The organism is Neobacillus nitrireducens (genome assembly GCF_030915405.1).
Classification (GTDB): Bacteria; Bacillota; Bacilli; order Bacillales; family Cytobacillaceae; genus Neobacillus.
Genome location: NZ_CP133262.1, coordinates 2,996,446 through 3,020,663 on the forward strand (window position 1 = coordinate 2,996,446; position 24,218 = coordinate 3,020,663).

The 24,218-nt window shown below is 43.5% G+C and carries 18 protein-coding genes, 11 tRNA genes, 3 rRNA genes and 1 pseudogene; 3 read left to right on the forward strand and 30 right to left on the reverse strand.

Going from position 1 to position 24,218, the window contains the following annotated elements:
• Positions 1–10: 10 nt before the first annotated feature.
• Complete coding sequence (groES, locus tag RCG22_RS14340) at positions 11–298, reverse strand: co-chaperone GroES (protein ID WP_026565252.1); 288 nt, start codon at positions 296–298, stop codon at positions 11–13.
• Between the two features lie 471 nt (positions 299–769).
• Here groES and RCG22_RS14345 point away from each other — a divergent pair, with 471 nt between their 5' ends.
• Together RCG22_RS14345 and RCG22_RS14350 are read left to right on the forward strand one after the other, a co-directional pair.
• Entirely contained in the window at positions 770–1,492 is a 723-nt protein-coding gene (locus tag RCG22_RS14345; protein ID WP_308103552.1) for a CPBP family intramembrane glutamic endopeptidase, read from the forward strand.
• The gene (locus RCG22_RS14350; protein ID WP_098262613.1) at positions 1,489–1,692 is read left to right on the forward strand and encodes a YdiK family protein; all 204 of its coding nucleotides are present in this window, start codon (positions 1,489–1,491) and stop codon (positions 1,690–1,692) included. Before RCG22_RS14345 ends, RCG22_RS14350 begins: the two co-directional genes overlap by 4 nt.
• A 62-nt stretch (positions 1,693–1,754) precedes the next feature.
• On the opposite strand, the gene RCG22_RS14355 is transcribed toward RCG22_RS14350, so the two are convergent.
• The 11 genes from RCG22_RS14355 to moaC all read right to left on the reverse strand — a co-directional run bounded on the left by RCG22_RS14355 (position 1,755) and on the right by moaC (position 12,738).
• A complete protein-coding gene (locus RCG22_RS14355; RefSeq protein ID WP_308103553.1) occupies positions 1,755–2,465 on the reverse strand; it encodes a cytoplasmic protein in 711 nt (236 codons plus the stop codon).
• 13 nt (positions 2,466–2,478) lie between these two features.
• Positions 2,479–3,198, reverse strand: coding sequence for a polymer-forming cytoskeletal protein (locus RCG22_RS14360; protein WP_308103555.1), 720 nt, complete (start codon positions 3,196–3,198; stop codon positions 2,479–2,481).
• Between the two features lie 14 nt (positions 3,199–3,212).
• A complete protein-coding gene (locus RCG22_RS14365) occupies positions 3,213–3,836 on the reverse strand; it encodes a YhbD family protein (protein ID WP_308103557.1) in 624 nt (207 codons plus the stop codon).
• A gap of 145 nt (positions 3,837–3,981) precedes the next feature.
• On the reverse strand, positions 3,982–5,196 hold the full coding sequence (locus tag RCG22_RS14370) for an NAD(P)-dependent malic enzyme (protein WP_308103558.1): 1,215 nt from the start codon (positions 5,194–5,196) through the stop codon (positions 3,982–3,984).
• Positions 5,197–5,310: 114 nt separating this feature from the next.
• Entirely contained in the window at positions 5,311–6,657 is a 1,347-nt protein-coding gene (locus RCG22_RS14375) for a 2-hydroxycarboxylate transporter family protein (protein ID WP_308103559.1), read from the reverse strand.
• A 118-nt stretch (positions 6,658–6,775) separates the two neighbouring features.
• On the reverse strand, positions 6,776–7,483 hold the full coding sequence (locus tag RCG22_RS14380) for a response regulator (protein WP_308103560.1): 708 nt from the start codon (positions 7,481–7,483) through the stop codon (positions 6,776–6,778).
• The gene (gene dcuS, locus RCG22_RS14385) at positions 7,461–9,080 is read right to left on the reverse strand and encodes a DcuS/MalK family sensor histidine kinase (protein WP_308103561.1); all 1,620 of its coding nucleotides are present in this window, start codon (positions 9,078–9,080) and stop codon (positions 7,461–7,463) included. The genes RCG22_RS14380 and dcuS overlap by 23 nt, the downstream gene beginning before the upstream one ends.
• Before the next feature lie 26 nt (positions 9,081–9,106).
• Entirely contained in the window at positions 9,107–9,859 is a 753-nt protein-coding gene (locus RCG22_RS14390; protein ID WP_308107168.1) for a sulfite exporter TauE/SafE family protein, read from the reverse strand.
• Positions 9,860–10,142: 283 nt separating this feature from the next.
• Positions 10,143–11,390, reverse strand: coding sequence for an NADP-dependent malic enzyme (gene ystJ / locus RCG22_RS14395; protein WP_308103562.1), 1,248 nt, complete (start codon positions 11,388–11,390; stop codon positions 10,143–10,145).
• Positions 11,391–11,545: 155 nt separating this feature from the next.
• Positions 11,546–12,205: a redox-sensing transcriptional repressor Rex gene (locus tag RCG22_RS14400; protein WP_308103563.1), complete on the reverse strand. Its 660-nt coding sequence runs from the start codon at positions 12,203–12,205 to the stop codon at positions 11,546–11,548.
• A 35-nt stretch (positions 12,206–12,240) separates the two neighbouring features.
• The gene (gene moaC, locus RCG22_RS14405) at positions 12,241–12,738 is read right to left on the reverse strand and encodes a cyclic pyranopterin monophosphate synthase MoaC (protein ID WP_098263274.1); all 498 of its coding nucleotides are present in this window, start codon (positions 12,736–12,738) and stop codon (positions 12,241–12,243) included.
• A gap of 178 nt (positions 12,739–12,916) precedes the next feature.
• On the opposite strand from moaC, the gene RCG22_RS14410 reads away from it, so the two are divergent.
• Entirely contained in the window at positions 12,917–14,836 is a 1,920-nt protein-coding gene (locus RCG22_RS14410; RefSeq protein WP_308103564.1) for an ABC-F family ATP-binding cassette domain-containing protein, read from the forward strand.
• A gap of 336 nt (positions 14,837–15,172) precedes the next feature.
• Here the strand turns inward: RCG22_RS14410 and tsaD are convergent, their stop codons facing one another.
• The 18 genes and pseudogenes from tsaD to RCG22_RS14500 form a co-directional block, all read right to left on the reverse strand.
• A complete protein-coding gene (tsaD, locus tag RCG22_RS14415) occupies positions 15,173–16,195 on the reverse strand; it encodes a tRNA (adenosine(37)-N6)-threonylcarbamoyltransferase complex transferase subunit TsaD (protein WP_308103565.1) in 1,023 nt (340 codons plus the stop codon).
• Positions 16,192–16,640 (reverse strand): annotated as a pseudogene (rimI, locus tag RCG22_RS14420) (ribosomal protein S18-alanine N-acetyltransferase). Before rimI ends, tsaD begins: the two are co-directional and overlap by 4 nt.
• A gap of 12 nt (positions 16,641–16,652) precedes the next feature.
• Entirely contained in the window at positions 16,653–17,360 is a 708-nt protein-coding gene (gene tsaB / locus RCG22_RS14425; RefSeq protein ID WP_308103566.1) for a tRNA (adenosine(37)-N6)-threonylcarbamoyltransferase complex dimerization subunit type 1 TsaB, read from the reverse strand.
• Positions 17,357–17,812 (reverse strand): tRNA (adenosine(37)-N6)-threonylcarbamoyltransferase complex ATPase subunit type 1 TsaE, encoded by a 456-nt coding sequence (gene tsaE / locus RCG22_RS14430; RefSeq protein ID WP_308103567.1) that lies wholly within the window; start codon positions 17,810–17,812, stop codon positions 17,357–17,359. The genes tsaB and tsaE overlap by 4 nt, the downstream gene beginning before the upstream one ends.
• Positions 17,813–18,009: 197 nt before the next feature.
• A tRNA-Asp gene (locus RCG22_RS14435) sits at positions 18,010–18,086 on the reverse strand.
• 35 nt (positions 18,087–18,121) lie between these two features.
• A tRNA-Met gene (locus tag RCG22_RS14440) sits at positions 18,122–18,195 on the reverse strand.
• A gap of 82 nt (positions 18,196–18,277) precedes the next feature.
• Positions 18,278–18,394, reverse strand: a 5S ribosomal RNA gene (rrf, locus tag RCG22_RS14445).
• A gap of 77 nt (positions 18,395–18,471) precedes the next feature.
• Positions 18,472–21,406 (reverse strand): 23S ribosomal RNA (locus tag RCG22_RS14450).
• Positions 21,407–21,614: 208 nt separating this feature from the next.
• Positions 21,615–23,152: ribosomal RNA gene (locus tag RCG22_RS14455) — 16S ribosomal RNA — on the reverse strand.
• The 16S, 23S and 5S rRNA genes sit together here with 11 tRNA genes alongside, the layout of an rRNA operon.
• Before the next feature lie 112 nt (positions 23,153–23,264).
• Positions 23,265–23,338: transfer RNA gene (locus RCG22_RS14460), tRNA-Gly, on the reverse strand.
• A 15-nt stretch (positions 23,339–23,353) separates the two neighbouring features.
• A tRNA-Pro gene (locus RCG22_RS14465) sits at positions 23,354–23,430 on the reverse strand.
• 6 nt (positions 23,431–23,436) lie between these two features.
• Positions 23,437–23,510 (reverse strand) — tRNA-Arg (locus RCG22_RS14470).
• Positions 23,511–23,570: 60 nt separating this feature from the next.
• Positions 23,571–23,656, reverse strand: a tRNA-Leu gene (locus RCG22_RS14475).
• 61 nt (positions 23,657–23,717) lie between these two features.
• Positions 23,718–23,802 (reverse strand) — tRNA-Leu (locus RCG22_RS14480).
• A gap of 25 nt (positions 23,803–23,827) precedes the next feature.
• Positions 23,828–23,902: transfer RNA gene (locus RCG22_RS14485), tRNA-Gln, on the reverse strand.
• A gap of 61 nt (positions 23,903–23,963) precedes the next feature.
• Positions 23,964–24,035, reverse strand: a tRNA-Glu gene (locus tag RCG22_RS14490).
• A gap of 11 nt (positions 24,036–24,046) precedes the next feature.
• Positions 24,047–24,137: transfer RNA gene (locus tag RCG22_RS14495), tRNA-Ser, on the reverse strand.
• A gap of 3 nt (positions 24,138–24,140) precedes the next feature.
• Positions 24,141–24,215: transfer RNA gene (locus tag RCG22_RS14500), tRNA-Asn, on the reverse strand.
• Between the last annotated feature and the right edge of the window lie 3 nt (positions 24,216–24,218).

The following is a 24,218-nucleotide window of genomic DNA, read 5'->3' on the forward strand; positions in this document are numbered from 1 at the left end:
AGTGAAAATCTTATGCGCCTACAACAGCAAGAATATCAGATTCGCGTAAGATTAAATATTCTGTTCCTTGGTATTTCACTTCTGTACCGCCGTATTTTGAGAAGATAATACGATCACCTACAGAAACTTCAAGTGCTACGCGTTCACCGCTTTCAAGTACGCGGCCAGTACCAACGGCAACAACTTTTCCTTCTTGAGGCTTTTCTTTCGCTGAATCCGGTAATACGATCCCGCTTGCAGTTTTTTCTTCTGATTCAACAAGCTCAATGATAATACGATCACCTAATGGTCTTAACAAATCAAACAACCTCCTCAAAAATGTATGTAATTCTGACTTATTAGCACTCTCGATTAATGAGTGCTAACACAATTATTATAATAATGAATCTGAAATTTTTTTGCAAGTGTGAAGCATAAATTTTTACAAAAAAAAATCAAAAAGCGGAAGCGCCTTGGTCAGAGGCGTGAGTCTAGACGAGCCGGCGAGAAGGTTGCTCTTTAACCTTCTTGACGGTTTGGCTTATGACCCGAGCCCCTAGGCGCTGGAGCTAGACAATTATCGGTTTAGACAACCTTATAAAGTATGTATAAAACATTATTTTCTATACCTATTTTTTTAAAAAGTATTTCTAAATTGAAACCACGCCCATTTTATGAGTAAATGAAGAATAGCATATATGAAAGGCTAGGCAATTTGGCACTTTGTAAATGGTTATTAATTATCAATTCGTCAAAAATATAAAAAGACATCTAAAGGAGACTAGATTATTTGAAACGAGATTATTGGATCATCCTTATTGTTTATATCGTGATGCAGTTTTCAAGTCTAATCGGTATACCCTTATTTTTATATGGCTTTAACTATTTTGGAATAAGTAAAAGCCTAGCTGTTCCTTCCTGGCTGCTAACTAGTTTCACGCTTGCCCTATTGATTATTATTTTTATCTTACGGAAGGAAATGAACAACCGTAGCTTTAGGAAGCGGGGCGGCTCTGTCTCTGAATCGGTGATATGGGCTATTGTCGGCATCTTCCTTGCGCTATTTGCCCAGTACGCTGCCGCCATCATTGAGAATCTATTAGGGGTGGAAATGGGGTCTGAAAACACAAAGGAAATTCTGACCATCATTGAGGCCTTCCCTTTAGCGATTATTGTCACGAGCATTATTGGACCGATCTTAGAAGAAATTGTTTTTCGAAAAATTATTTTTGGATCTCTTCATAATCGCTATAATTTCTTCATATCAGCCCTTATCAGTTCCGTCATTTTTGCCGCAGCACATATGGAGTTCCAGCATATTCTGCTTTATTCGGCCATGGGCTTTACGTTTGCCTTTCTTTATGTAAAAACAAAATCTATTTTCGTACCAATATTTGCCCATGTCGCAATGAACACTTTGGTGGTCTTGGTTCAGTCAGTTTACAAAGACGATATTGAGAGACTACAGCGTAATGCCAAAGCCGTTCAAAACTTTATCGGAGGATTTTTATGAGACGTTCACCTTTGTTTTCTGGATTGATATACTTTTTTCTAGGCGGGTTATTTACTTACTTTGCCATCGATGATGTTACAAAAAACGGCTGGGGGTTTTTCAGTTACCTCCTCGTTTTATTAGCAACCTTTGATTTTGGTTCCAGCCTAAAAATGATCATTTTTCACTTTAAATACAAAGATAAACTAAAGAAAAAATAAAACTGGTGTCAGACACCATGTGAATTTTTCACATGGTGCCTGACACCTTTTCCATCTCTCTTTTATATCTTTGTCGTCGTCTTTACTGTTGCCTTTGGATCGTGTGTGAAATCGTCCCTATATTCTACCACACCGATAAGGCAGCCTGGGCCGATTTTCACTTTATTGCCTCGAACCATATCAGCCGTGGTATTTTCAAGATAGATGTCATCCCCTTCAATAACCTTCGCAACCAGTGAACCTACCTCTTTCCCAAAGGGAAGTAGCGTGTTACTCCTTTTTTTCACGGTTATTTTCCCGCCGCCGATTTCCTCCGCTGAGCTTTGCCCAAATCGCAGCCCCACTTTAATTGTGTCTGCCGTCAGTAAACCCTTAATTTCAAAGCCGCCACTAGAGTCGAACGTCTCATACTCTACGTCGCCATTCACGGCAATACTCCCTTTAATATTCGCTTCATCACCCGATAACCGTTCGCCGACTTCCAGCAATCCTAGAATTTTCATTTTTTTTAAAAGAGCATTACCACCAATCATCATAGAGCCCATGACAAGAGTATCTTTGGCCTCCATATTCATTTTGACCTCTGCCTCACCATATATTTTTACCGAGCCTGTTTTGAGATTTTCAACTGCTTCACTTGTACCATATACATGGAAAGTCAAGCTCTCCACATCGTTAACAATTGTCCCTTCGCCGCGGATACTGACTTTATCGTATCGGCCGCCGGGATAACTTCCCGAGCCATTGATAATAAGATTTTCGCTTCGTTTCATTTTCATATCCCCCTTAAACCTTTTTATTCTCAGCAACAACGGCCTTTTTATCAATCGAACATTCCTCTGTGTATTCCACCAAACCGATCTGACAATTGGGGCCAATCTTCACCTGATTCCCACGGACGATTTTGGCGATCGTATTTTCAATTTCAATTTTGTCGCCCTCAATTAATTCCGTTTCAAGCTGTGGTTTAAAGAAGGATTTAAGCAAATTCCCGACTAAGGAGCCCTTCGCCTTAATCGTAATGGTTTGCCCGCCGATTTCTTTTGCAAAACACGCTCCAAACAATTTTAGGTTAACTTCGTCTGCATTTAGAAGGCCGCCAATCGTAAACTGCGATTCAGCTTGGAAAATTTCCGCCTCACAATCCCCGCCAACTGTAAATGTCCCCTGTATTTTTATTTCCTCACATTTAACCTTTCCGCCAACAGTTGCCTTACCAGACACCTTTAATTTTTCTGCAGTCAGATTCTTGTCGATTCTTGCGGACCCATCAATCTTAAGATTCTGACTGTCGATATTTCCTCTGAACCTTGCATGACCGTTCACTTTTGCTTTTTCAGATAGGACGTTTCCATTTAAGATACCTGAACCATTACAATCAAGTTCTACGCATTCGATAGCATTGTTAACTGTCCCTCTACCATTTAATGTGACAAGCTGGAACTGTCCCCCATTCGATGCACCGAATCCATTAATAACCAAGTCTCCCCTGCTTTTCATATCCATATCGTCATTCTCCTCTATAATAATTTCGCTTTAATTTCTTCCATGCATGTCAACAGCGAAAGAGTTGTGACCACTTTAGTTCCACGTTCGAAATGAAATTCTTCTGCATTAACTAGTAATAGACATGAAGACATACCAAGCTTCCTAGTCATCACCAATTGACAGCTCTTTTGTTTGATTACCCCCGCATGATCCTTTAACACCTGCAAGACCATTTTGCCTTCATCCAGGTTAATTTCACCTGACTCTAGCATTTTTTCTAAAACAAACACTTCCAACATTCTTGTAAAATTAAATTGAGGACTGCCCTTTTCCTGGTCAAGGTAAAAATCGACAACTGTTGTCGAAACAATGTTACGTTTTATTAATTCGTCTTTGGAATAGTTTAGATTCGTTACATTCGGTGAAAACATATCAGCCAATTCATCCAAGGACAAATTCTCTTTCATCATTTGGATTTTTTCAATTCTTTCTAGAATCTTTTCCTTTGGAAAGAAAGTCTCCTGCCCTGTAAACGTGGACTTGCGGACAAACCATTCTTCCGGAATTAGGTCCTTTCTTTTCCATCTATACAGCTGTCCATAGGATATTCCGGCCAATTCTAATAGGTCTTTCTTTGAGATTAACTCCTCGCTCATCATAAAAACCCCTTTCATAAAAACAATGTAACATAACACTGTTACGTTTGTAAAGTGCGAATAAACTTATTTATGTCTTGCCCCACTCATCCTTCAAAAAAAGAGCCTTTCACAAATTTGTGAAAGGTCCCCTTAGCTATTGTTCTCAAATAATTTCAACAAGTTTTTTATAGTTAGTGCCTTTTCTTGCAACTCCCGATTCAATTGCTGCATTTGCGACTGCTGCTGCAACTCTCTCGCCCACGCGCGAATCCAGGGCGTTAGGAATGATATAATCAGCACTTAGCTCTTTATCCGATACGAGACTAGAAATGGCATAAGCCGCTGCTAATTTCATTTCTTCATTTATGTCTGTTGCTCTCACGTCGAGCGCCCCGCGAAAGATTCCAGGAAAGGCAAGGACATTATTTACCTGATTGGGATAATCAGAACGGCCTGTTCCAACTACGGCTGCACCTGCCGCTACCGCTTCCTCCGGATAAATTTCAGGCACTGGATTGGCCATTGCAAAAACAATGGAATCTTTATTCATGGATCGGACCATGTCTCCCGTTAAAGCCTTGGGACCAGAGACCCCGATAAAAATATCCGTATTTATAATCGCGTCTTGCAGGGTTCCATGAATCCTGCGCAGGTTTGTTCCCTCTGCAATTTCTGCTTGGCGGTCGTTCATCCATTCTTCACCTGGACAAAGAATGCCTTCCAAGCTTACTAATGTAATATCCTTAAAGCCGGCTTTTAATAAAAGCTTGGCAATCGCAATACCGGCAGAACCGGCACCATTAAGGACAACCTTTACTTTATAGATACTCTTCTTCACAATTCTTAGTGCATTTAAAAGGCCAGCTAATACGACAATCGCTGTCCCATGTTGATCATCATGAAAAACGGGTATGTTTAGTTCCTTTTTTAAGCGTTCTTCAATTTCAAAGCATCTTGGGGCAGCAATATCCTCCAAATTAATTCCGCCAAAGGTTGGCTCTAATGCTTTGATAATATTGACTATTTCATCGACATTTTTCGTTGCCAAGCAAAGCGGATAGGCATCAATTCCTGCAAATTGTTTAAATAAAACGGCCTTTCCCTCCATTACCGGCATTGCCGCCTCCGGACCAATATCCCCTAACCCTAAGACAGCTGTTCCATCTGTCACCACGGCTACTAAATTCCCCCGCCCTGTATGTTCAAAAGATGCCTCACTATTTTTTGCTATGATCTTACATGGCTCGGCTACACCTGGCGTATAGGCTAAACTTAAATCATCCGCATTGTTCATTTCTACTTTACTGACGATGCTAATTTTACCTGCAAGCCTTTTGTGAAGCAGTACGGCCTGTTCTTTTATCTTTCGTTCATTCATTCCAACCTTCTCCTTTTGTTCCAAATTAAAACTATTTATTATCTCAGTGAAAAGTATCTTTTTAAATGAAAATTCGAGCTGTGGCTTTAAAGGCACAGCCCGATTGATAAATGACTAGCTTAATAATTTCAGCAAAAGAATAGCCAAAATAACAGTGGAAGCGCCGCCAATTCTTGTCGAAACTTGGGCAAATGGCATTAATGACATCCGGTTTGAAGCTGAAAGTATCGCAACATCACCCGTTCCCCCTAAACCACTATGACAGCCTGTAACAATCGCTGAGTCGACTGGGAACATGTTCATCATTTTTCCTACAAAGTAACCAGTCGTAATCATTGCAACTACAACTGCGGCACAAACAACCACATATCCTGGTGTTACAATTTTAACTACATCCTTCAGTGGAATATAAAGCATTCCTAAGCCAACCATTAATGGCCAAGTTAAACTTGATGAGACAAATTTATATAGATGGTATGCCCCTTGTTCCATTTTAGCCGGCATTACCTTGATACTTTTCACAACAGCTGCCGCAATAATCATTAACACAGGTCCCGGAATACCTAAGAATTTATTTCCAAGTCCACCTAAGATAAAGAAACTGCATGCAATTAACAATCCTGCACCCATAAGTGGAAAGTCAATAGGCTTATCTATCGTTGCCGCTTCTGTGATTCCATCGCCGCCTTTGGTTTTTACTAATACTCCATTACCTGTCAGATGTTTCTTTTTCTCACCTAAGCGCGATAAAACACCTGCACAAATGATCGCAACAATATTTCCAATTACTGCAGCAGGAATTAACTGCCCGACAAATGTTTCTGATGACTTTCCAAGAACCTCAGCGTAGCCTAATGAAAGCGGCAAAATTCCTTCTCCAATCCCGCCACCAATAATCGGAACAACAATATAGAACAATGTGTGTTTCATGTCATATCCAAAAAGCAATCCAACGAGAACGCCTGCTGCAATCGAAGCAATTGTCCCGACAATCAGAGGTACAAACATGCGTGTGAAGCCTTGAATTAAGACTCTGCGATTCATCCCAAGAATACTTCCTACTACTAAAACAGAGATATAGAGATAAAGGAAATTTGATGTTTTCATTAACTGGGTAACCGCATTCATTCCAGTTGTGTTAATTACACTAAAATAGACTAATATAGATGGAATCAATAGTGCTAGAATTGCCGGGCCGCCAATATCCTTCAAGACCGGAATCTTCATACCAAGATCACCAAGTAAAATACCCATGACAATAATGATGGCAAAGCCGCCAATCATATCCGCCGGAAGCAATTTATAGACGGCTGAAAAGTAAACAACAGCTGCGATAACGATATAAAGCGGCAGTGGAATTACCCCTATCTTCATACTGCCGATTTTACCCACTAAACCTTTCTTTTCTTCTTTTTCCCCCGAAACAACCGTAAGCGGTTGCAATTTTTTAACTGGTTCCATAAATTCATCCCCCTATCAAATTTATATCTCTATCATATTTTGATTTGAAACGCTTTCATAGTTTATGTAAATTGAATAAGAATTTTGTAAATAAAAAAAGTAAGCAGTTTCAAACTGCTTACAAAAAGTTCTTGATTAGATGTTCTTTCAATTTATTGAATTCATGCTGGTAAACAGGTCGACCCACTGTACCGTAGATCACCTTAACATCTAAGATTTCCATTTCCTTTAAAAAATTTAGATACTTACGGACGGAAACTCGAGAAATGCCGACGACCTTTACCACGTCCTCCGTTGAAAACGGGGCATCTTTCAACTCCTGAATCGTTTCCCAAATTTGTTTTAGGGTATCTTTTGTCAACCCTTTCGGCAAATCTTCAATCAAAGGCTTGTCCTCTCGGTGCAATATTTGCTGGTCCAAAACGTCTTGGTTAATCACATGTTGCGTCTGAATAAACCTAGTTTGTTCCTTATAGGTAACTAACGCTCTGCTCAAGCGATCAAATTCAAACGGCTTAATTAGATAATCCACCGCTCCGTACCGTAATGCCTTTTTAATCCGCTCCATATCTGATGCAGCTGAAATAATGATCACATCCGTCTCTTTCTCATTTTCACGGAGGTAGGTTAACAGCTCTAATCCTAGTTTTCCCGGCATAAATATATCTAATAAGATGAGATCGATTTCTAGTTTCTCTATCTTCTTAATTGCTTCGTCCACGGAGGCTGCCATTGCCACCAATGTAAATCCCTGAACTTGCTCAAGATAGCGTTTATTAAATTCTGCTACCATTGGATCATCTTCAACAATCATTACCCGGATCATTCTCGGTACCCACCCCTTCATATGGTATATAAACGGTAAAGACGGTTCCTTTTCCAGGCTTTGATGAAAGAATTAATTCCCCTTCCAACTTCTTAACTGCTTGCGAAACGAGATACATCCCTAGCCCTCTATTTTCACCATTTGTGGAGAAGCCTTTATTAAAAATTTGGTTTTGTAGTTCTTCACTCATTCCAGTGCCCGTATCTTTTATTTCGATGGTTAAAATATCATCTCCATATTCGAAACCTACGGCTATTTTCTTGACTGGACTATCAGTCACCGCCTTGATGGCATTATCAACTAAATTGCCAACGATGGTAATAAGTTCATGTGTAACATCAGAAACAACGGGCTTCATGAGAGGCTGCGTGCAGGATACTGATAACTCTACTCCTGTTTCCCTTGCATAACTCAACTTTCCTATTAAAAAACCGGCAAACACCGGGTCCTTTATCTTTTTGGTAACAAAGCCAATTTCGCTATTACGATGGTCAACCGTTTCATTGATATACTCGACCACCTTGTCATAATGGCCAGTATGAACCATTCCTAGGATTACATGAAGTTTATTCATAAACTCATGGGCCTGTGCCCGAAGTGTGTCGGCGTAGGTTCTAACCCCTGTCAGTTGTTCAGCAAGCACCTGCATTTCCGTTTTATCGCGAAATGTAGCAATGGCGCCGACTACTTTATTTTCAACAATTACAGGGACTCGATTGGTTACAATGGTCATCCCATTAATATTCTGCTCTTCATCCAATTCAGGTTTACCTGTTTTTAATAAATCAGTCAAGCGCGTAGTGGACATGTATTCTTCTATATTTATCCCCACCGGATTATCCGGCAAGCCCGCTTTATCAAACAGCTTTAATGCTGCTCGATTGACGAGTGTTATATTCGACTCTTGATCAACAGCGACAATTCCCTCATGCACCGATTGAAGCATCGCACTTCGTTCCTCTAATAATTTCGCAATGGCAAACGGCTCAAGTCCAAGAAGGATTTTTTTTATATATCTTGCTAAAATAACAGCTCCGAGAACACCCATTAAGATTCCAAACATCGTTCCAATAAAAATCCCAGTTCTGCTTTTAGCGACGGCTTTATCCACATTAGCAAGCGAAATCCCAACCGCTACTGCCCCGATCTGCTTTCCAGTTGCATCCCAAATTGGCGTAAACGAACGTAAGGAAGGTCCCAAGGAGCCCTTTGAAATCGACTGGTGCTCTTTCCCTTTTAGGACAGGCCCTTCATCCCCGCCCCTGAATTTCAATCCTATCTCTTTACTATCAGGATGGGATTTCCGAATCCCTTTCATATCCATTACAACAATGAAGTAAACGTTTGTGACCTTTCTCATTTCATTAGCAAATGTTTGAATATCCTTGTCATCCCGTTTTCCGTTCATTGCATCAATTACCAGCGGACTATGGGCAACCATTCGCGCTACATTTCTTGCTTGTTCCGCCTGAACCTTTTCTGTCTGCAATGCAATTCTTGAGCTTATCAGTAAATCAGTGATTAAAAGTGACAAAGTCACCACAACACACACAAATATGATAATTACCGACTGTAAACTCCATCTTCCCTTTCTCATCTTTCCTCCACCTTTGCAATCGCTGCTTAACTAATAAGCAGGATAGCTCCTGCCATAATTGGGGTTATCACCATCGCACTTTTTAATACCGGCTGCGGAGCAAGGGCAGTAAATTTAGCCCCAACATAGGAGCCAATCATGGTCCCCGCCACTACTTCAACTAACAGGGTAAAGTCCAAGTAGCCCTGAAAATAATAGCCGATGCCCCCTGCTAAAGCGATTGGCAGTATGACAAGCATGGTTGTACCCACAGATTGTTTAAGTGATAGCCCTAAAATTAAAAGCAGTCCTATTTGAATGAACGGTGCCGCACCAATTCCAAATGTACCAGACAACAATCCGGTAACAATTCCGACACCGGCCGCTTTCTTTATGAGAAGAAAAGTGCTGTTTGTCTCGCCTTTGTCTTTTGCCTTTATTTTTTGAACAATAAATAAGCGGACAATTAAGATGATAGCAGATAGGAATAACATCCCTGCTGTTAACCAATGCAAAGAGTGCATCGGAATGATACCGGCAAGTTTTGAGCCTAAAAAGGATGCAACTGCACCAAAACCGCCTACGATTAGGCCTGTTTTAATGGAGATATTTCCTTGACGAAAATGGCTGTAGGCACCTGATAAGCTAGTAAACACCATAGCAGCCAGTGAAGTTCCCAGCGCCATATGGATGGGTACTCCAAAAATAACGGTTAAAATAGCAATAATAAAGCCAGAGCCCCCTGCCCCGACAAATCCTAATAAAATCCCCAACACAAACATCGTCAGCACAATCGCCAACTCCATCCCCTCCGATTGTAAAACCCTAGATGATGACCTTCTAGGAAATGTTAGATTACTTGTTTCGATCGACAAAACAACCTCAATTGCCTGTAACTGCATCCTGTCCTCCAGTAACTGGAGACTATCAGTCAGTTATTTCGGCTTCCGCAATATCTTTTATCATTATACTAAAAATTTACAAAGTATAGCTGAATTATACTCCAACCACCATAATTTGAAAGACTACCTCACAATTTGTATGAGGTAGTCTTTCTATAAAAGCTATCATTTTTTTGGTCTTCTAAACAAGCACTGGCTGTTTTGCTGCTCCTAATGCTAACAGGCGTTCTTTAACTTCCTCCACATTGATAATCTTTTGGGCTACCTCAGTTTCCATTGCAGCGTAAGCGACTGCTGCTGCTACCTCCGCAGCTACACGAGGGTCAAATGGATCTGGAATGACATGATCGGCATGCAGCTCTTCATCAGAAATTAAACCTGCAATCGCATATACCGCGGCTAGCTTCATTTCCTCATTGATTTCTTTTGCACGGACATCTAAAGCACCACGGAAAATGCCCGGGAAAGCCAGTACATTATTAACCTGATTCGGAAAATCAGAGCGCCCTGTGCCCACAACAAGCGCACCCGCTTCTTTTGCCACATCTGGCATGATCTCCGGTACCGGATTGGCCATAGCGAAAATAATCGGGTCACGATGCATGGAAGCAACCATTTCCTTTGTCAAAGCCCCGGCAGCTGATACCCCGACAAATACATCGGCGTCGACAAGCGCATCGGCTAACATTCCTTGTTTCTGTTCACGATTTGTCATCCGTGCCATTTCATCTTTGAAAGGGTTCATTCCGGCAGGGCGGCCTTCATAGATAATTCCTTTTGTATCACACAAAATAGCATCCTTAACACCCATATGTAGCAAGAGCTTAACAATCGCTACGCCAGCTGCACCTGCTCCATTAACGGCAACGCGAATATCTTCTATTCTTTTATCCGCCAATTTTAATGCGTTGATTAAACCAGCCGCTGTTACAATTGCGGTCCCGTGCTGGTCATCATGGAAAACCGGAATCTCACAAGCTTTACGAAGTCGGTCTTCAATTTCAAAGCATTGCGGCGCAGCAATATCCTCCAGATTCACTCCTCCGAATGTTGGCTCTAGCAACTTGACGGTTTCGACAATCTGGTCTGTGTCCGTAGTGGCTAAGCAAATAGGAAAAGCGTCAACATCTGCGAACGACTTGAATAACACGGCCTTGCCTTCCATCACAGGCATCGCAGCCTTTGGCCCTATTTTCCCGAGACCAAGAACCGCTGTTCCATTGGATACAACGGCAACAAGATTACCCTTCGAGGTGTAATCATAGACTTTGCTTTCATCTGCAAAAATATCCAAACAAGGCTCTGCCACACCAGGTGAATAAGCAAGACTTAAATCTTTTGCATTATGTACTGTAACCTTTGAATAGATTCCAACCTTTCCTTGATGTTCCTTGTGCATTTTTAACGCTTCATCTCGCAAAATTGACATTGGATTCCCCACTTTCCGGCTTAGTAACCGTTTGCATCTTATCTACCTTCATCTTAGTGCATGCCTTCGTCTTTTGATAGATTATGTAATTAAAAAAAGTAAAGTTTAAAAATACAAAAGGCCTTCCACAAATTTTGTGAAAAGCCTTTTATATTTCATTCTTCTTCTTCTATTTCCACCGTCGGATAATGCTTTAAAAAGTAGACTAGGGACTGCAGTTCCACGGCTAAGTCAATATGATGAACCCTTATTATTGGAGGGACATTTAACCTTGCCGGAGTGAAATTTAATATCCCTTTGATATTCGCACTGACGAGTCGATCAGTTATCATCTGAGCGACGGGCGCAGGAACCGTTAAGATGGCCACTGATATATTAGACTCTGATAAAACCTTCTCTAAGTCATCCATAGCATGAACCGGTACCTCACGGATCATTGTTCCCATCTTGTCCGGATCAACATCAAAAGCGCATTCTATTTTTGTGTTATTATTTTTTAAAAAATTATAGTTTAAAAACGCTGTCCCTAGATTACCGACCCCTATTAAGGCAACTTTTGTTAATTCATCTTGATCTAAGGTTTTACGAAAGAAGGAAATCAAGTAATTAACATTATACCCATAGCCCTTTTTCCCTAATGCACCGAAATAGGAAAAGTCGCGGCGAATCGTTGCTGAGTCCACTTTAACGGCTTCACTCAATTCCGCTGAGGAAACCCTTTGCTTGCCAGAACTATGCAGGTTTTTTAAAAATCGATAATAGAGGGGCAGCCGTTTGGCTGTCGCCTGTGGTATTTTCGTTGTTTCATTACTCATATTCTCCCACACCCCATGAATGGTTTAATTAAAAATTATTTAACCTTTTCATCTCTTTTAAAATCACCGTTTTTACCGCCCGTTTTTTCGACAAGATACGTCGGTCCGATCACCATACCTTTATCAACGGCTTTACACATATCATAAACGGTTAAGGCACAAACAGATGCCGCTGTTAACGCTTCCATTTCTACACCTGTATTTCCCTTCGTTTTAACTGCTGCCCCAATATATAAATGATAGTTCTCATCCATGTCCTGTTCCCACGAGAAAGAAATATTAACCCCTGTTAATGGAATTGGATGGCACATTGGAATCAAATCCCATGTTTTCTTTGCTGCCATGACAGCTGCTACCTGGGCCACTGCTAAGACATCGCCCTTCTTCATCTCATTATTCGTTATTTTATCATAAATTTCCTTACTAACGGTAATGCTGGAATGAGCAAGTGCCGTACGTGCCGTTTCCGGCTTATCACTGACATCGACCATTTTTGCTCGGCCTTCTTCATTAAAATGCGTAAATTCTGCCATATAAACAATCCTCCTATCAAATCATACACTATTTTTCCTTCTATGTGTGTGAAACTTTGAACTAAATATTACATTTTTTGTCGATTTATGACCCTCACACCGCTATTATGGCGAGCAGTTTATTGCCGACCTACCGGGAATAAGGTACACTAATCCTATGTAATAGAGGTGAATGAGAATGATTTTGCTACAGGTTAATCAATTACAAAAATTCTATGGTGCTGACCTTATTTTATCGAATATTAAGCTCGAATTACAAACCCGTGACCGCGTCGCTCTGGTTGGACGTAATGGAGCAGGAAAATCGACATTATTGAAGATTATTGCCGGACACTTGTCGCATGATGGCGGGGAAATCATCAAGCCAAAAGAAGTAACGATTGGTTATTTAGCTCAAAATACCGGGTTAGAATCATCGTTATCCATATGGGATGAAATGCTGACGGTTTTTGAACCGCTGCGTTTAATGGAAAAATCACTCCGCGCACTTGAAGAACAAATGGCGGACCCCAATGTTTTTGAAGACACTGGAAAATATGAACGAATCCTAAAAGAGTACGATTATCTCCAGGTGAAATTTAAAGAACAAGGAGGTTATCAATACGAAGCAGAGATGCGCTCCGTCCTGCATGGATTGAATTTCCATGACAGATCCTTGATGATATCCAGTCTAAGCGGAGGGCAGAAAACACGGCTTGCCTTAGGTAAACTCCTATTAACAAAGCCGGATATCTTAATTCTGGATGAGCCGACCAACCATCTTGATATTGATACACTTACATGGCTTGAGCAATATTTACAAAGCTATCATGGCGCAATTTTAATTGTTTCCCATGACCGTTATTTTTTAGATAAAGTTGTGACTCAAGTTTATGAAGTTTCCCGTAAACAAATCCAAAGATTTTCCGGAAACTATAGTTCTTACCTTGATCAAAAGGCAGCAAATTATGAGCGTGATTTGAAGCTTTTCGAAAAACAACAGCAGGAAGTCGCTGATCTTCAGGATTTTATCCACCGGAATTTAGCGCGGGCATCGACAACTAAACGAGCTCAAAGCCGCCGCAAAAAGCTGGAGAAGATGGAGATGATGGACCGTCCATTAGGCGATGAAAAATCTGCAACATTTTCGTTTGAAATTGAAAAACAAAGCGGCAATGACGTACTAACCGTCGATTCACTCGCTGTTGGATACAAAGGCAATAAAGTATCAGAGAACATTTCCTTTCGAGCCTTCAAAGGTGAAAGTATCGCATTAGTAGGACCAAATGGTATTGGCAAATCCACGCTTTTAAAAACAATTATTAAAAAGTTACCTGAACTTGCTGGAACCATTCTTTATGGGACAAATCTTCAGATTGGGTATTATGATCAGGAACAGGCTGAATTGACTTCTAATAAGCGGGTCTTAAATGAACTCTGGGATGACTATCCATTAAAAAATGAAAAAGAAATCCGTACCGTGCTCGGTAATTTCTTATTTTCCGGCGACGATGTCTTAAAAGTTGTTTCCACCTTAAGCGGCGGCGAAAAAGCCCGCCTGGCTTTGGCTAAACTAATGTTGGAGAAAGCCAATGTATTAATTTTGGACGAGCCTACAAACCATCTTGACTTAGATAGTAAGGAAGTTTTAGAGAATGCATTAATCGATTACCCAGGCACGATATTGTTTGTTTCACACGACAGGTATTTTATTAACCGCATTGCCACAAAGGTCTTAGAACTTAGTCGTCAGGGAAGTACAGAATTCCTTGGAGATTATGATTATTATCTAGAGAAGAAATTAGAGCAGGAAGAACTTGCCGCACTAGCGCTAGCTGCCTCCGTAAAAAAGTCAGCACAAACAGAGGCTGCTGAGAAAAACTCTTACCAACAGGATAAGGAAAGTAAAAAACAAGAGCGTCAGCGCAAAAGGAAATTAGAAGAAATGGAACAAAGAATTGAAGAGCTTGAGGAACAAATTCAGGAATTCGAACAGCAATTATGTGCGCCGGAAATTTTTCAAAATCATGAAAAAGTAATGGAAATCAACCTAAATAGCGAGAAAGCGAAGTCCGAGCTCGAGCAATTAATGGAAGAATGGGCGGAGCTTGCTGAGTAACCCGAAAAGCAGAAACGCCCGTTTAGTTCAAGATAACTATTCTATATTTATGCAAAACCAGGCAATGCCTGGTTTTTTGTTTATAATAATACAAGTATCGACAAATTCCGCCAAAATCCCAAAATTACTAAAGTTGTACACTTTTCCACAAGGTTATACACACTACAAACAGGATAGCTCCAATGCATTTTTTAGTTTTCCACATTATCCACATTAAAAACCCTATTTATCCACATTACACACAGATAACACCCCACTTATCCACATTCATCAGATTTCCATCTGTATTTTTATAAAATCTTATCAACAAAAAAACTCTTCTTATCCAGAAGAGTTTTAGTTATATAATTCGATATCCAGTCCGGGATTGGCGTTTAACGTCAAATTTGCTCGAATTCCCTTTTCAAACATAACACTGCCTGCCGCAGCAATCATGGCTGCATTATCAGTACATAACGATAGAGGCGGGATCACTAATTCAATACCCGGCTTATCTGAAAAAGCCTTCTCTAACGCATTTCTTAGCCCCTTATTAGCAGCAACTCCACCAGCAACTAATACCTGATCCACACCGTATTCTGCGACAGCCTTCATCGTTTTTGTTACTAGAACTTCAATGACGCTCTCTTGAAAGCTTGCTGCCAGGTCCTCAGGGGCGATGATTTCACCGCGTTGCTCGGCATTATGGACCGTATTTATGACCGCTGATTTTAAACCGCTAAAGCTAAAATCATACGAGCCTTCCTCTAACCATGCTCTTGGTAAGTTTATCGTCGGATTTCCAGCTTGCGCCAAACGGTCTATATGGGGACCGCCTGGGTAAGGCATGCTTAACGTCCTTGCAACCTTGTCGTAGGCTTCCCCAGCGGCGTCGTCCCTTGTTTCACCAATGACTTCAAAATGTCCATGTTCCTTCATATAAACAAGCTCTGTATGCCCACCGGAAACGACTAGAGCCAAAAGCGGGAACTTCAATTCTGTCACAAGTCTGTTCGCATAAATATGTCCTGCTATATGGTGGATAGGAACCAGTGGCTTGTTTTGCGCAAACGCCAAGGCTTTTGCGGCATTTACCCCAATTAAAAGGGCACCAACCAGGCCAGGTCCCTCTGTGACAGCAATCGCATCAATCTCAGCAAACGTCATATTTGCTTGCTTCAATGCTTCTTCCGTAACAATGGTAATTTGCTCTACATGGTGGCGGGAAGCTATTTCAGGGACAACACCCCCAAAACGTTTATGACTTTCAATTTGCGATGCGACTACATTCGCAACAATTTCACGGCCATTTTTTATGATGGCAACTGCCGTCTCATCACAGCTTGTTTCTATACCCATAATCCATTGATCTTTTTTCATAAATTTGCCCACATCACTAAACCATCTTCCTGATTATCTGAATAATAATTTTTGCGGATCCCGCCATTTTGAAAGCCGAGCTTCCGGTATAGAGATTGTGCCACATGATTGGTTACACGGACTTCAAGGGTCATACTCTTTCCCCCATCTCTCTGGCAACTGACATCATTTTTCGCATGATTGCCTCACCAAGTTTCCTGCCCCTATATTCAGGCAGAATGGCCACATTCGTTACATGGGCCTCATCAATGACAATCCATGCCCCACAATAACCGAGTATTTTACTATTTTCTTCAAGAACAATATAAACAGCGAATCGATTATTATGTAATTCATTATAAAAAGCTTCACGACTCCAAGGAGTACTAAATGATGCATGTTCTACTTCTAAAATTTGCTCAATATCCTCATCCCTCATATTGCGAAAAACAAAAGAATCTACCATAACTCTCTATTCCTATCCATTTAAAATTTTCCCCTTCGCTTCCAACCATTTCGCTTCAGCTTCCGCCAAACGGATATAATTTGGAACAAAGGAATGAATGTCCTCTCCCGCTTTATCCTTACCAAGAAGGGCAAGCTCCGCTGGACGAGGATTATGTTCCGTAGCAGCTGCGAAAACAGCCTGAGAACCTAACGCGGCTTCTATTGCTGCTTGATGGAGTGGTAAATCATTCCCGATAAATAGAATCGATTTTCCTGTTTCTTTGAGGGAATCAGCCCAATCTGATAACATAGCCAAGCGATCCTCTTTTACTGGTGTTAGTTCTCCACTGTGATATTGGTACAAGCCTGTATAGACCTGTCCCCTTCTCGCATCAAATAGCGGCGACACATAGCCATCAAAATAGCGGCCTGCCCCCGATGCTAAAATTTCTAGGCTGGAAATACCTGCAAGCGGAATGTTCAAAGTCCATGCTAATGTTTTAGCTATGGTTACACCTATTCTAACTCCTGTATATGAACCCGGTCCCTTGGCGACGACAATCTTCGTTAAATCGGCGGGAACCTTTTCACAATCTTTCATTAGTGTCTGAATAGCAGGCATAATTCGAACAGAGTGGTTCTTTTTTAAATTGGTTATATATTCACCAAGTACTTGATTATCTTCTAAAAGCGCCACTCCTAACGCATAGTTAGAAGTATCAATCGCTAATATAGTCATGAAAAAATCTCCTTACATAATTGCTCATATCTTTTCCCCTGAGGTACGAGTACCATTCTTCTAGTATCCCCTTCTTCACGATACAGGAAGATGGTCAGCCGTTCCAGCGGGAGCTGCTCTTCAATCAAGTGAGCCCATTCCACTACCGTCACTCCCTCCCCTTCAAAGTATTCATCAAAACCGAGGTCTTCGAAAGCATCCCCCACCCGGTAAACATCCATGTGATATAACGGGAGTTTTCCCTTATATTCCTTAATAATCGTAAATGTCGGACTGTTAACTGTTCTTTTAATCTCTAAGCCTTTTGCCAAGCCCTTAGTAAATGTGGTCTTCCCTGCACCTAAATCTCCTTCAAGCGCCAGAATATCCCCAGGTTGCAATCGCCCGGCTAATTTAGCGGCAAATTGAGAAGTCTCCTCTGAATTGGTTGTTATTCGTTCGAATTGATTCATTCAATCACCTTTTTATTTCAACTTTGCGTCACATCTTCATTTTACCTTAATTATGTGCAAAAAAACCTTAGGATCTCTCCTAAGGATGCCTTTTTCATATGTAGTTTACATGATTTTTAACAATTGAGCAAAAAAGCTCACGTTTTTTGGCATAAAAAAAGACGAAACCTTGTTTCGTACCATTTTTACAATATTAATGGCGGTCCGGACGGGACTCGAACCCGCGACCTCCTGCGTGACAGGCAGGCATTCTAACCAACTGAACTACCGGACCAGAGTATTTTCAAGCATAGCTTGAAAATAACTTAATTGCGGGGACAGGATTTGAACCTGCGACCTTCGGGTTATGAGCCCGACGAGCTACCAGACTGCTCCACCCCGCGACAATAGAAATGTAAATTACTGCACCATATTATTATATTACCTAGACAGATAATTATGTATGGTTTTTTTTAAAATAAAACAGCCTGGCAACGTCCTACTCTCACAGGGACGCGTGTCCCAACTACCATCGGCGCTGAGAAGCTTAACTTCCGTGTTCGGTATGGGAACGGGTGTGACCTTCTCGCCATTGCTGCCAGACTATTTTGTTGAGGTATCATTCCCTCAAAACTAGATAATGCAGAAGAAGTGTGTAAAAAACGAGTTCGCTTTAAAATTTGGTTAAGTCCTCGAACGATTAGTATCAGTCAGCTCCACATGTTACCACGCTTCCACCTCTGACCTATCAACCTGATCATCTTTCAGGGTTCTTACTAGCTTGCGCTATGGGAAATCTCATCTTGAGGGGGGCTTCATGCTTAGATGCTTTCAGCACTTATCCCGTCCGCACATAGCTACCCAGCGATGCCCTTGGCAGAACAACTGGTACACCAGCGGTGCGTCCATCCCGGTCCTCTCGTACTAAGGACAGCTCCTCTCAAATTTCCTGCGCCCACGACGGATAGGGACCGAACTGTCTCACGACGTTCTGAACCCAGCTCGCGTACCGCTTTAATGGGCGAACAGCCCAACCCTTGGGACCGACTACAGCCCCAGGATGCGATGAGCCGACATCGAGGTGCCAAACCTCCCCGTCGATGTGGACTCTTGGGGGAGATAAGCCTGTTATCCCCGGGGTAGCTTTTATCCGTTGAGCGATGGCCCTTCCATGCGGAACCACCGGATCACTAAGCCCGACTTTCGTCCCTGCTCGACTTGTAGGTCTCGCAGTCAAGCTCCCTTGTGCCTTTACACTCTGCGAATGATTTCCAACCATTCTGAGGGAACCTTTGGGCGCCTCCGTTACTCTTTAGGAGGCGACCGCCCCAGTCAAACTGCCCACCTGACACTGTCTCCCACCCCGATCAGGGGTGCGGGTTAGAATTTCAATACAGCCAGGGTAGTATCCCACCGACGCCTCCACCGAAGCTAGCGCTCCGGCTTCTCAGGCTCCTACCTATCCTGTACAAGCTGTACCAAAATTCAATATCAGGCTACAGTAAAGCTCCACGGGGTCTTTCCGTCCTGTCGCGGGTAACCTGCATCTTCACAGGTACTATAATTTCACCGAGTCTCTCGTTGAGACAGTGCCCAGATCGTTACGCCTTTCGTGCGGGTCGGAACTTACCCGACAAGGAATTTCGCTACCTTAGGACCGTTATAGTTACGGCCGCCGTTTACTGGGGCTTCGATTCAGAGCTTCGCTTGCGCTAACCCCTCCTCTTAACCTTCCAGCACCGGGCAGGCGTCAGCCCCTATACTTCGCCTTGCGGCTTCGCAGAGACCTGTGTTTTTGCTAAACAGTCGCCTGGGCCTATTCACTGCGGCTCTTCGAGGCTATTCACCTCAAAAAGCACCCCTTCTCCCGAAGTTACGGGGTCATTTTGCCGAGTTCCTTAACGAGAGTTCTCTCGCTCACCTTAGGATTCTCTCCTCGCCTACCTGTGTCGGTTTGCGGTACGGGCACCATTTATCTCGCTAGAGGCTTTTCTTGGCAGTGTGGAATCAGGAACTTCGGTACTAAATTTCCCTCGCTATCACAGCTCAGCCTTAGTGAGAAGCGGATTTGCCTACTTCTCAGCCTAACTGCTTAGACGCGCATATCCAACAGCGCGCTTACCCTATCCTCCTGCGTCCCCCCATTGCTCAAACGATAAAGAGGTGGTACAGGAATATCAACCTGTTGTCCATCGCCTACGCCTTTCGGCCTCGGCTTAGGTCCCGACTAACCCTGAGCGGACGAGCCTTCCTCAGGAAACCTTAGGCATTCGGTGGATGAGATTCTCACTCATCTTTCGCTACTCATACCGGCATTCTCACTTCTAAGCGCTCCACCAGTCCTTACGGTCTAGCTTCAACGCCCTTAGAACGCTCTCCTACCACTGACATCTAAGATGTCAATCCACAGCTTCGGTGATACGTTTAGCCCCGGTACATTTTCGGCGCAGAGTCATTCGACCAGTGAGCTATTACGCACTCTTTAAATGGTGGCTGCTTCTAAGCCAACATCCTGGTTGTCTAAACAACTCCACATCCTTTTCCACTTAACGTATACTTTGGGACCTTAGCTGGTGGTCTGGGCTGTTTCCCTTTTGACTACGGATCTTATCACTCGCAGTCTGACTCCCACGGATAAGTCTTTGGCATTCGGAGTTTGTCTGAATTCGGTAACCCGATGAGGGCCCCTAGTCCAAACAGTGCTCTACCTCCAAGACTCTTACTACGTGAGGCTAGCCCTAAAGCTATTTCGGAGAGAACCAGCTATCTCCAAGTTCGATTGGAATTTCTCCGCTACCCACACCTCATCCCCGCACTTTTCAACGTGCGTGGGTTCGGGCCTCCATCCAGTGTTACCTGGACTTCACCCTGGACATGGGTAGATCACCTGGTTTCGGGTCTACGACCACATACTCAAACGCCCTATTCAGACTCGCTTTCGCTGCGGCTCCGTCTTTTCAACTTAACCTTGCATGGGATCGTAACTCGCCGGTTCATTCTACAAAAGGCACGCTATTACCCATTAACGGGCTCTAACTACTTGTAGGCACACGGTTTCAGGAACTATTTCACTCCCCTTCCGGGGTGCTTTTCACCTTTCCCTCACGGTACTGGTTCACTATCGGTCACTAGGGAGTATTTAGCCTTGGGAGATGGTCCTCCCTGCTTCCGACCGGATTTCTCGTGTCCGGCCGTACTCAGGATCCACTCAGGAGGGAACGAAGTTTCGACTACAGGGTTTTTACCTTCTATGACGGACCTTTCCAGGTCGCTTCATCTACCCCGTTCCTTTGTAACTCCATGTTGAGTGTCCTACAACCCCAAGAGGCAAGCCTCTTGGTTTGGGCTATGTCCCGTTTCGCTCGCCGCTACTCAGGGAATCGCGTTTGCTTTCTCTTCCTCCGGGTACTTAGATGTTTCAGTTCCCCGGGTATGCCTTCCATACCCTATGTATTCAGGTAAAGATACTGTTCCATTACGAACAGTGGGTTCCCCCATTCGGAAATCTCCGGATCAAAGCTTACTTACAGCTCCCCGAAGCATATCGGTGTTAGTCCCGTCCTTCATCGGCTCCTAGTGCCAAGGCATTCACCGTGCGCCCTTTCTAACTTAACCTAAAAGGTTTATAACTCTTACTTACATAAGAGAGAAAAACTAAAATGGCGTTTACTCGATGTTTACTTTACTTCTTCTTACGATTATCTAGTTTTCAAAGAACGATTAAAAAAGCTTTGAGAGATTGTACTCTCAAAACTAAACAAACAAAGATCGCGTCACAAACAAACTGTTTTGTCTGGCTCACAGGTCCAGCTTTATTCCTTAGAAAGGAGGTGATCCAGCCGCACCTTCCGATACGGCTACCTTGTTACGACTTCACCCCAATCATCTGTCCCACCTTAGGCGGCTGGCTCCTTACGGTTACCCCACCGACTTCGGGTGTTACAAACTCTCGTGGTGTGACGGGCGGTGTGTACAAGGCCCGGGAACGTATTCACCGCGGCATGCTGATCCGCGATTACTAGCGATTCCGGCTTCATGCAGGCGAGTTGCAGCCTGCAATCCGAACTGAGAATGGTTTTATGGGATTGGCTAAACCTCGCGGTCTTGCAGCCCTTTGTACCATCCATTGTAGCACGTGTGTAGCCCAGGTCATAAGGGGCATGATGATTTGACGTCATCCCCACCTTCCTCCGGTTTGTCACCGGCAGTCACCTTAGAGTGCCCAACTGAATGCTGGCAACTAAGATCAAGGGTTGCGCTCGTTGCGGGACTTAACCCAACATCTCACGACACGAGCTGACGACAACCATGCACCACCTGTCACTCTGTCCCCCGAAGGGGAACGTCCTATCTCTAGGAGTGTCAGAGGATGTCAAGACCTGGTAAGGTTCTTCGCGTTGCTTCGAATTAAACCACATGCTCCACCGCTTGTGCGGGCCCCCGTCAATTCCTTTGAGTTTCAGCCTTGCGGCCGTACTCCCCAGGCGGAGTGCTTAATGCGTTAGCTGCAGCACTAAGGGGCGGAAACCCCCTAACACTTAGCACTCATCGTTTACGGCGTGGACTACCAGGGTATCTAATCCTGTTTGCTCCCCACGCTTTCGCGCCTCAGCGTCAGTTACAGACCAGAAAGCCGCCTTCGCCACTGGTGTTCCTCCACATCTCTACGCATTTCACCGCTACACGTGGAATTCCGCTTTCCTCTTCTGCACTCAAGTCCCCCAGTTTCCAATGACCCTCCACGGTTGAGCCGTGGGCTTTCACATCAGACTTAAAGGACCGCCTGCGCGCGCTTTACGCCCAATAATTCCGGACAACGCTTGCCACCTACGTATTACCGCGGCTGCTGGCACGTAGTTAGCCGTGGCTTTCTGGTTAGGTACCGTCAAGGTACCGGCAGTTACTCCGGTACTTGTTCTTCCCTAACAACAGAGCTTTACGACCCGAAGGCCTTCATCGCTCACGCGGCGTTGCTCCATCAGACTTTCGTCCATTGTGGAAGATTCCCTACTGCTGCCTCCCGTAGGAGTCTGGGCCGTGTCTCAGTCCCAGTGTGGCCGATCACCCTCTCAGGTCGGCTACGCATCGTCGCCTTGGTGAGCCGTTACCTCACCAACTAGCTAATGCGCCGCGGGCCCATCTGTAAGTGTCAGCCGAAACCGACTTTCAGCTTTTCCTCATGAGAGGAAAAGGATTATCCGGTATTAGCACCGGTTTCCCGGTGTTATCCCAGTCTTACAGGCAGGTTGCCCACGTGTTACTCACCCGTCCGCCGCTAACCACCGAAGTGATTCGCTCGACTTGCATGTATTAGGCACGCCGCCAGCGTTCGTCCTGAGCCAGGATCAAACTCTCCAAGAAAGTTGATTAGCTCATTTTGTTACGTTGGCTTAGTTTCATTTCTGAAACTAATAATTTATTGTTTGCACGATCTTGTTTGTTTAGTTTTCAAAGAACAATTATCAAAGTTAGTTGGAGCGGGTGAAGAGAATCGAACTCTCATCATCAGCTTGGAAGGCTGAGGTTTTACCACTAAACTACACCCGCATATATAAAATTTTCTGGTCGGGAAGACAGGATTCGAACCTGCGACCCCTTGGTCCCAAACCAAGTGCTCTACCAAGCTGAGCTACTTCCCGTAAAAGTGCGCCCTGAGAGATTCGAACTCCCGACCTTTTGATTCGTAGTCAAACACTCTATCCAGCTGAGCTAAGGGCGCATATATTGAAGTCAACTTTTAAAGTATATCAGGCTCGGTATCGTTTGTCAACAGTTTATTTGGTGCGGCCGAGAAGAGTCGAACTTCCACGGGGTTTCCCCCACTAGGCCCTCAACCTAGCGCGTCTGCCATTCCGCCACGACCGCATTATAATTAGCGACAAAAATAATCTTACCATATTAACCAAATTAATTCAAGAAAAACATTTGGTGCGGGTGAAGGGAGTCGAACCCCCACGCCTTGCGGCGCCAGATCCTAAGTCTGGTGCGTCTGCCAATTCCGCCACACCCGCAATCATATTTACTTTTTTAAAGAAATGGCTGGGCTAGCTGGATTTGAACCAACGCATGTCGCAGTCAAAGTGCGATGCCTTACCGCTTGGCTATAGCCCAATAATTATAATAATAAAGATTAAGAAACAGGAAATGAATCAAAGTCATTCCCCGTCCCAGATGACCCCTACGGGACTCGAACCCGTGTTACCTCCGTGAAAGGGAGGTGTCTTAACCGCTTGACCAAGGGGCCGATAAATTATATGGCGGAGAAGGAGGGATTTGAACCCTCGCGCCGGTCACCCGACCTACACCCTTAGCAGGGGCGCCTCTTCAGCCTCTTGAGTACTTCCCCATATGGCTCCACAGGTAGGACTCGAACCTACGACCGATCGGTTAACAGCCGATAGCTCTACCACTGAGCTACTGTGGAATA

Excerpts from the sequence above, each read along its gene's own strand:
- RCG22_RS14350 (WP_098262613.1), top strand. The coding sequence starts at position 1,489 with ATGAGACGTTCACCTTTGTTTTCTGGATTGATATACTTTTTTCTAGGC.
- RCG22_RS14355 (WP_308103553.1), bottom strand. The coding sequence starts at position 2,465 with ATGAAACGAAGCGAAAATCTTATTATCAATGGCTCGGGAAGTTATCCC.
- RCG22_RS14360 (WP_308103555.1), bottom strand. The coding sequence starts at position 3,198 with ATGGATATGAAAAGCAGGGGAGACTTGGTTATTAATGGATTCGGTGCA.
- RCG22_RS14365 (WP_308103557.1), bottom strand. The coding sequence starts at position 3,836 with ATGAGCGAGGAGTTAATCTCAAAGAAAGACCTATTAGAATTGGCCGGA.
- RCG22_RS14370 (WP_308103558.1), bottom strand. The coding sequence starts at position 5,196 with ATGAATGAACGAAAGATAAAAGAACAGGCCGTACTGCTTCACAAAAGG.
- RCG22_RS14375 (WP_308103559.1), bottom strand. The coding sequence starts at position 6,657 with ATGGAACCAGTTAAAAAATTGCAACCGCTTACGGTTGTTTCGGGGGAA.
- RCG22_RS14380 (WP_308103560.1), bottom strand. The coding sequence starts at position 7,483 with ATGATCCGGGTAATGATTGTTGAAGATGATCCAATGGTAGCAGAATTT.
- dcuS (WP_308103561.1), bottom strand. The coding sequence starts at position 9,080 with ATGAGAAAGGGAAGATGGAGTTTACAGTCGGTAATTATCATATTTGTG.
- ystJ (WP_308103562.1), bottom strand. The coding sequence starts at position 11,390 with ATGTCAATTTTGCGAGATGAAGCGTTAAAAATGCACAAGGAACATCAA.
- RCG22_RS14400 (WP_308103563.1), bottom strand. The coding sequence starts at position 12,205 with ATGAGTAATGAAACAACGAAAATACCACAGGCGACAGCCAAACGGCTG.
- moaC (WP_098263274.1), bottom strand. The coding sequence starts at position 12,738 with ATGGCAGAATTTACGCATTTTAATGAAGAAGGCCGAGCAAAAATGGTC.
- RCG22_RS14410 (WP_308103564.1), top strand. The coding sequence starts at position 12,917 with ATGATTTTGCTACAGGTTAATCAATTACAAAAATTCTATGGTGCTGAC.
- tsaD (WP_308103565.1), bottom strand. The coding sequence starts at position 16,195 with ATGAAAAAAGATCAATGGATTATGGGTATAGAAACAAGCTGTGATGAG.
- tsaB (WP_308103566.1), bottom strand. The coding sequence starts at position 17,360 with ATGACTATATTAGCGATTGATACTTCTAACTATGCGTTAGGAGTGGCG.
- tsaE (WP_308103567.1), bottom strand. The coding sequence starts at position 17,812 with ATGAATCAATTCGAACGAATAACAACCAATTCAGAGGAGACTTCTCAA.